The organism is Acinetobacter sp. UBA3132, assembly GCF_002364825.1.
Taxonomy (GTDB): domain Bacteria; phylum Pseudomonadota; class Gammaproteobacteria; order Pseudomonadales; family Moraxellaceae; genus Acinetobacter; species Acinetobacter schindleri.
Genome location: NZ_DEZM01000216.1, coordinates 1 through 7,317, shown reverse-complemented (window position 1 = coordinate 7,317; position 7,317 = coordinate 1). Strand labels below are relative to the sequence as shown.

Sequence of the window (7,317 nt, the reverse complement as noted above, 5' to 3'; positions counted from 1 at the left end):
TCGCTTGAACTGAGGATCAGAGAGCTTGTTTGAATCGATGTATTTCATCCGCAGATTATGCACGAATGCCAAGAAATCCGGAGTGCAAATATTAACCAAAAAGAAGATCGTTTTTTGATTTATGAAAGAGATCTACTATCTCAAATATATTAATTTAATTTAATTTTAATTTATTTCAATAAAAGCAAATTAGGTTTGGACATTACTCTTTTGAATAATGTCCGATCAAAAACATTTATTTCTCAAATTTAAGTATGATTTACTTAAATTTCCAAGTGTAATCAATATTTACACGTGTTTCATTATCAGAGCGGAAAGCCATACCTTGTGCAGGCATATTATTTCGATAATGACTATAACGCGCACGCAGGTTTAAACCTTCGAGCTTACCTGTCGGAATCCGGTAACCTACTTCAAAATCTAGAGCATCTTGCTCAAACTCTTCACCAGGCAGACTTCTAATTTCAATATCTACCCCTTTACTATAACGAGTCATAAATTTAAGACCATTAAGTGAGGTATCTTTAAAATCGTAGTCATAACGGGCATGGTAAACTTTCTCATTAATATTGGTGAAGTCCGCACTCATACTGTCTAAGAATACTGCTGGTTCGGCTCCTGCTAATGTAGGCATTGCAGTGTCACCAAACGATTGCATATAACCAAGGCTAAAGGTGTGATTACTACGATTTAAACCGAAGATACCACTGAAATGTTGATTCTCGATATCACCTGCAAGGGCATCGCCTGAATCTTCACTCACGAACAAACGCAAATCAGATAGGAAGTTACCGATACCAATATCATGCTTGGTTTTTAGACCCAAGAAACTTTGTTGATACACATCATGTAAGTCTGCATAAAAAAGTTGTGTAGCAACCTGATCATTTACCTTATATTCAGCCCCCAACATATGCAGGCCAGAAGATTCAGCAGCAGCGTCAAATCGCCCATTTGGGTTACCTACTCGAATCTTTTCATAGTTAGTAGAATCTCGCTGGTTGACTCGATCTGTATACAATGCATGAACTTTTAAATTGTCTATTTCATTAAACTGTAAATGAGCACCACGATAGTTCTGCTGAAATAGACGGGCAGGGCTGGAAAATAATACAGGAAACATCGGTGTTAATGTCCCTACATGTAAAGTCGAGTCCTGTACTTTTGCCTTGGCGGTCCAACGGATTTCACCATATTGGTCAGCACGCTTTCTGTCTTTGCCTACAGGTAATAAACCTGAAGCAGCATACTCATTGACACTATCACCCAATAAGTTAAAACCTGCCAGGCCTAGAATATCTACACCAAATCCGACCACCCCTGGCGTATAACCAGAATTTGCCTTTAAGATAAAACCCTGTGCCCAGTCACGTGCTGCTGGAAAATCATCTCCGCGCTTATAATCACGATCAAAATAGAAATTACGTGCTGTCAATGTGACCTGTGAATCATCAGTAAAACTGTTTGCAAACGCAGGAGCTAAAACTACAGGCGAAAGTATCCCCAAAAAGATTGCAGAAAATCTCATAATATTGTCCCTATATATTTGAATAGAGCTGAACGTCATGTTCAGCTCATCATAATGAAGCGATAAAAGTGTTATTAACTTACAGTTGAGCTTTGGAAATTCAGTTGAGCTGCGTGTTTATTTTGTAATTTTGACAGGCTAAGAACAGTCATAATCGCAAGAACGAAAGCACCCGCATAATAGCCATACAGGGTAAGGGAAGAAATACCGCCGTCTAAGAATGCACCAGCAACCAATGGGGATAAAATTCCACCAATACGGCCAAAACCAATTGCAGAACCTACACCGGTAGCGCGAACATCTGCTTCATAAATTGATGGAGACATAGCATAAAGACCTGCCACACAGCCATTTGACAATACGCCCAGAAAAACAGATAGGATAAAGGCAATGGTAAGTGTGCTAGTACTATTCACAAAGAGCAGAATTAAAATAGCGGTTAATGCCAGGAAGGCAGCTTGCACATAGAATATACGTACACGTGCACTGATGAGACCAATCAGGGCTGCACCAAACATCCCTCCCGCACTGATCAGTACACCTGCAGTCACCCCTTGTTCAGTCGTCATGCCATTTGCAGTCAAGATTTTTGGTGTCCAGCTCATTACGAAGTAGAAGCCAAACATCACGAAGAAGAAACTTAACCAAAGAAAAATAGTTTGTAAGCCAAGACCAGCAGTGAATAATTTGGCAATTCCTATTTTAGGCTGTGCTGTATTATGGATAACTTCAGGAAGCTGAGGAATACGAGTTAAACCAATACGTTGGCAGAGATGATTAATACGATCCAAAGCATTTTTTGGCTGTTTGACCAGCAGGTAGTCAAGTGATTCAGGTAAAGTAAAGTATGCTATCACCAGCATTAACATGGTCGTTAAGCCACCTGCAAGGAACACAGAACGCCAGCCGAAATGGCTGATCAAAGCAATTGCGATCATACCACCAATAGTTGCACCAATTGCATATCCAGTGGACTGCAAACTTACTGCCAGGCTTCTCCAGCGTAAAGATGCATATTCACTGGCAATCACATTACTGCTTGCTAAAATACCACCAATCCCCAGACCAGTAATAAAACGCATAATACCGAGTTGAGTTGCATTCTGTACTAGTGAAGCAGCAATCATGCTGACACCACTAATTAGTAGACAAAGCAGGATTAACGGGCGACGACCAATTTTGTCTGCCCAAGGTGCCAAGAATAAAGAACCAGCGCCCATACCAAATAGACCAGCACTTAATAAAGCACCTAATTGCGCACCTGTAAGTCCCCATTCAGCTGATACCGATGATGCAGTGAATGCCATCACCAGCACATCGAAGCCATCGATGACATTTAAAAGAACACAGATACCGATAACAAACCACTGATATCTATTCATGGTTTTGTTATTCATTTCCTCACGAGGGTTTTGAACCATTTACTTTCTCCATGGATTTAGACACCTATCGCGGGGATATGAACCTATCAACGAATATCAATAATTGATTCATTTAATCAGCCCTACCTAGCCCTTAGGTGTCATCCTAGTAATGTTTTTAATATGTTCATCGCACCAAAACCCGTCCATGTTTTGTTGCTGAAGTTTTAATCAGCAAATCTGCGATATGCAAAATGTAGCATTATTGGATCCAAATTCAAGCATAAAATAAATGTTTTAATCGTTTTTATGGATTAATTGGATCCACAGATCCTAGGAAATCATTGAATAATCAAGTGAAATACTAGGAATTAAAAAGTATGAATACAGGCATTCATTTTGTAAAAAACAATATGCATGATCAATTACTCAGCATATAAAACATAAATGAGTATAGAAATCATGCAGTATCATCAAAGTATGGCACGCAAATCATGAGCAGTTTGTTTGAGCAATGGAAGGATATTTTGTATTAAATAATTGGCATCAATCCGATTGCTTGAGCCAATACAGTTTAGCGCAGCTACAGTATCTCCCTGCATATTTAAAATCGGTACGGCCATCGCAGTGATGCCTAATTCATGTTCTTCTGTAGAAATACAGTAATCAAGCTGACCCACTTCCTGCAATATTTTTAAAAATACTTGAGGATCCGTAATCGTGTAAGGAGTGAGTCTTTTCAGGTTGAATTTATCTAGCCATTGCTGTTGGGCTTCAAAACTTAAACGTGAAAGCAATATTTTACCTGTTGATGTTGCATAAGCAGGCAGGCGATTCCCCAGATGTACACCAAGCGGACTAAGTTTGCTGGTATCAATTTGGGGAGCAATACTTTTTGCGACAGGCACGACTTCATGCTCATCCAGCACTGCCACCGAATAGCTTAAAGCAGTTTTTATGCTTAAGAGATTAAGCATGGGCTGGGCAACTTTCGGTAAATATGCAGAGCTGAGATAAGCACTGGAAAAGCGTAGCACCTTATAGGTTAGCCAGTAAAAATGTTCATCTGTATCGAGATAACCCAGAAATTTGAGTGTACGGACATAGCGTCGTGCCGCAGTACGGCTTAGTCCGGTACGTTCAGCAATCTGAGTAACATTGAGCTTTTGACGTTCAATACCGAAGCATTCTAGCAAACTTAAACCTTTTGCTAGACCTGCAATGTAATCATCATATTGAATAGACTCATTATTATTCTCACTAAGAATTACATCCTTGCGCAATTATATATCCCTCATTAGTTATTTTCTTAAATATCTTGTCCGATCATCGGACAAAAGTCACCTATTTCGGTAGGGATTGAGGCTAAAGTCTAGGCAGAAACATAAAAATTTCTTAGCTTGTAAAAAAAGATGGCTATTAAGGAATTGTCAGCATATGGAAATTTTAAATACTAAAGTCGCAATTATTGGTTCAGGTCCAGCAGGATTATTGCTTGGACAATTACTCTATAAAGCCGGTATTGATCATATTTTAATTGAGCAACGTAGTGCTGAGTATGTAGCAAGCCGTATCCGTGCTGGTATTCTCGAGCAGGTATCTGTTGATCTTTTGGCTGAAGCCGGTGTAGATGCTCAACTCAGAGAAAAGGGCTTACCACATAACGGTATTGAAATTCTAACCAATGGTGAGAAACACCGTGTGGATCTAACCCAACTCACCGGAGGTAAGCAGGTCACTGTTTATGGTCAAACTGAAGTAACCAAAGACCTGATGCAAGCACGTACTGAAGCGCAATTAACGTCTTTCTACGAAGCAAGTAATGTACAAGTTCATGAATTTTATGGTGAGCAACCTTCGGTGACATTTGAACATGAAGGCCGTCAGGTCACGGTTCAATGTGATTTTATCGCAGGTTGTGATGGCTACCATGGTGTATGCCGTGCAAGTGTTCCTGAAGATAAAATCAAGACCTTTGAAAAAGTGTACCCATTTGGCTGGTTGGGTGTACTTGCAGATGTACCACCAGTAGCAGATGAGTTGATTTATGTACAATCTGAACGTGGTTTTGCATTATGCAGTATGCGTTCAAATACACGTAGCCGCTACTATTTACAGGTCTCATTAACAGACAAAGTTGAAAACTGGTCAGATGAGCAATTCTGGGAAGAGTTGAAAAACCGTCTTGATCCTGAAAGCCGTGAAAAGTTAATTACAGGTCCTTCAATTGAAAAGAGTATTGCACCATTACGTAGCTTTGTAACAGAGCCAATGCGTTTCGGCAAATTATTCTTAGCAGGGGATGCAGCGCATATTGTGCCACCAACAGGTGCTAAAGGTTTAAATCTTGCAGCATCAGACATCGCATTCTTGTCTAAAGCCTTGATTGAATACTATGCCAACGGTTCAGAAGCAGGAATTGATAGCTATTCAGAAAACTGTTTAAAACGGGTGTGGAAAGCAGAACGTTTTTCTTGGTGGATGACACATTTACTTCATCGTTTTGAAACAGAAACTGAGTTTGAACATAAAATTAAACAAGCAGAATTAAGCTATATTTTAGGTTCAGAAGCAGGTCAGACGACACTGGCTGAAAATTATGTAGGCCTACCACTCCAAAAAGCGAGCTAAGTGCAAATTTAAAGACTTTTGTTATTTAAGTTTGCGCTAGATTCAGAACACATCGAGTTCATTTGAGCTCGATGTGTTTTTTTATTTTAAAAAAAGGTCTTCATTTACAAAATTTTAATCTTATGTGCAAAACGACTTAAACAAATTGACGGAATTCACGCGCTGTTTGTTGTAGTAAAGGCAAAATATGCTGTTGTAAATATTCTTTACTGGTACGTCCAGTAGGAGATACGATATTTAAAGCAGCAACCACATCGGCACGGTGATTATAAATTGGAACTGCGAGCGCATGAACACCAAGTTCATGCTCTTCTGCTGAATAGCAAAATTCATCAGCACGAATTTGCTGTAATAGAGCTAAAAATGCCTGATTATCTGTATAGGTGTATTTGGTCAGTGATTTTAAAGGATATTGCTCAAGCCATTCTTGCTGTGACTCAGGACTTAAATAACTCAATAAAACTTTTCCTGCTGAAGTAGCATGCGCGGGTAACCGATTACCGAGATGTAAGCCATAAGGATTGACTCGATCAGTTTGTTGATGGGCGGCACTACGCGCGATGGTAATCGCCTCAAAACCATCCAAGACCATCACAGAGTAGATTAATGAAGTTTGCTGGGTCAGTAAATTAAGAAGTGGTTGAGCAATCTTGGGTAACTGTGCTCCACTCAGATAAGCCCCTGAAAATTTAAGTACTTTGGGACTCAAAGAATAAAAATGTCCATCAAAATCTAAATAACCAAGATATTCTAGTGTCAGTAAATGACGACGTGCAGCAGCTCGTGTAAGTCCTGTCTTTTCAGCTGCCATACTAACGTTTAAACGATATCGATCATTGGCAAAGCAATCCAGAATCGCAAGCCCCTTACTTACTCCAGCAATAAAATCTTCATGACGAATTATTTTTTTATTTTCAGGATTCTGGATCAGCTGATCGCGGGCACCGTTATTGATTGTCATGTCAATTCCTTAATCTTCATATATTAATTCACTCACTATTTTTACAGTTGCTTTATTCAATTCTGAGAATTAATAAAATTTTTGTTCGATCATCGTGCAATGATTATGTAAACCGTACAAAACTATTTTTAAACCGTAGTCGAAAGCTTGGAATTTATCAAGAATAGATCACACAGAATCCTAAGGATTTTGGTTGGAATTTGTTCTCCGTCCAGAATGTGTTCCAACCAGAACCTTAGGTTCTCAAAATTTTTGTACTGAGTGGCAATACATGGAGTTATTTGATGATCGATAAAAGTTCTGCCTCACTGGTCGAAGCACTTTCACAAATCAAAGATGGATCTACCATCATGATCGGTGGTTTTGGTACTGCAGGTCAGCCTGCTGAGCTGATTGATGGTTTGATCAAACTTGGTGTGAAAAATCTGGTGATCGTCAATAACAATGCCGGTAATGGCGACTATGGTCTGGCGAAACTGCTTAAAGCTGGTGCGGTGCGTAAAATTATCTGTTCTTTCCCGCGTCAGTCAGATTCCTGGGTATTTGACGAGTTATATCGTGCAGGAAAAATTGAACTGGAACTGGTGCCGCAAGGTAATCTGGCTTGCCGTATTCAGGCCGCTGGTATGGGCCTAGGTCCAATCTATACCCCTACCGGTTTTGGTACCTTGCTGGCTGAAGGTAAACCAACCATGAACTATGAAGGTAAAGACTATGTTTTAGAAAATCCGATTAAAGCTGATTTCGCCTTGATTAAAGCTTCTCAAGGTGACCGTTGGGGCAATCTGGTTTACCGCAAATCTGCACGTAACTTTGGCCCGATCATGGCAATGGCA

At 39.8% G+C, this 7,317-nt stretch carries 6 protein-coding genes; 2 read left to right on the top strand and 4 right to left on the bottom strand.

The features are described from left to right. Positions 1-259: 259 nt before the first annotated feature. From B4033_RS11865 to B4033_RS11855, 3 genes are all read right to left on the bottom strand, one after another. Positions 260-1,528, bottom strand: coding sequence for an OprD family outer membrane porin (locus B4033_RS11865; protein ID WP_286834224.1), 1,269 nt, complete (start codon positions 1,526-1,528; stop codon positions 260-262). Between the two features lie 74 nt (positions 1,529-1,602). Next, positions 1,603-2,949: an MFS transporter gene (locus B4033_RS11860; RefSeq protein ID WP_286834221.1), complete on the bottom strand. Its 1,347-nt coding sequence runs from the start codon at positions 2,947-2,949 to the stop codon at positions 1,603-1,605. 413 nt (positions 2,950-3,362) lie between these two features. Continuing rightward, positions 3,363-4,172, bottom strand: coding sequence for an IclR family transcriptional regulator domain-containing protein (locus B4033_RS11855; protein ID WP_163169457.1), 810 nt, complete (start codon positions 4,170-4,172; stop codon positions 3,363-3,365). A gap of 154 nt (positions 4,173-4,326) precedes the next feature. Between B4033_RS11855 and pobA the strand changes: the two genes are divergently transcribed. Further along, positions 4,327-5,520, top strand: coding sequence for a 4-hydroxybenzoate 3-monooxygenase (gene pobA, locus B4033_RS11850; protein ID WP_286834218.1), 1,194 nt, complete (start codon positions 4,327-4,329; stop codon positions 5,518-5,520). A 136-nt stretch (positions 5,521-5,656) separates the two neighbouring features. Here the strand turns inward: pobA and pcaU are convergent, their stop codons facing one another. Beyond that, on the bottom strand, positions 5,657-6,481 hold the full coding sequence (gene pcaU / locus B4033_RS11845) for an IclR family transcriptional regulator PcaU (RefSeq protein WP_163169459.1): 825 nt from the start codon (positions 6,479-6,481) through the stop codon (positions 5,657-5,659). A gap of 284 nt (positions 6,482-6,765) precedes the next feature. On the opposite strand from pcaU, the gene B4033_RS11840 reads away from it, so the two are divergent. Next, positions 6,766-7,317 (top strand): 3-oxoacid CoA-transferase subunit A (locus B4033_RS11840; RefSeq protein ID WP_286834216.1); only part of this gene is annotated, 552 nt, incomplete at its 3' end.

Bases quoted from the DNA above. Each gene is read 5' to 3' on its own strand.
- pcaU (WP_163169459.1), bottom strand. From the start codon at position 6,481: ATGACAATCAATAACGGTGCCCGCGATCAGCTGATCCAGAATCCTGAA.
- pobA (WP_286834218.1), top strand. From the start codon at position 4,327: ATGGAAATTTTAAATACTAAAGTCGCAATTATTGGTTCAGGTCCAGCA.
- B4033_RS11860 (WP_286834221.1), bottom strand. From the start codon at position 2,949: ATGGTTCAAAACCCTCGTGAGGAAATGAATAACAAAACCATGAATAGA.
- B4033_RS11865 (WP_286834224.1), bottom strand. From the start codon at position 1,528: ATGAGATTTTCTGCAATCTTTTTGGGGATACTTTCGCCTGTAGTTTTA.